The following is a 365-nucleotide window of genomic DNA, read 5'->3' as shown; positions in this document are numbered from 1 at the left end:
GGGTTCTGATCGCTTTGAGTATATTTTAATTGATGAGGCTCATCGTGTAGGACATAATCAAGATTCAGATCGAGAGACAATGTACCAACGGTTCATGAATTACTTTAAGCCGGAATTTATGTTGGGTATGACCGCCACTCCAGAACGTACGGATGGTGTTAATGTCTACGAATATTTTGACTATAATGTTGCTTATGAAATTTCCTTGTTGGATGCTTTGGATTCAGAACTTTTAGCACCATTTCATTATATTGGTGTCACTGATTTCGAAAAAGACGGTGAAATTATTGATGATACCACCGAACTTCGCCGTTTGGTTTCGGATGAACGTGTTAATTATTTACTTGAGAAAACAAATTACTATT

The 365-nt window shown here is 36.7% G+C and carries 1 protein-coding gene; it reads left to right on the top strand.

The features are described 5' to 3' along the window. The coding region (locus tag WEIDD23_RS12400) for a DEAD/DEAH box helicase (protein ID WP_197458906.1) at window positions 1-365 on the top strand (365 nt) is incomplete at both ends.

It is taken from the genome of Weissella sp. DD23 (assembly GCF_001579105.1).
In the GTDB taxonomy this organism is placed as follows: Bacteria; Bacillota; Bacilli; order Lactobacillales; family Lactobacillaceae; genus Weissella; species Weissella cibaria.
Note: the sequence above shows the minus strand (reverse complement) of the source record. Positions and strands in the feature narration are given on the sequence as shown.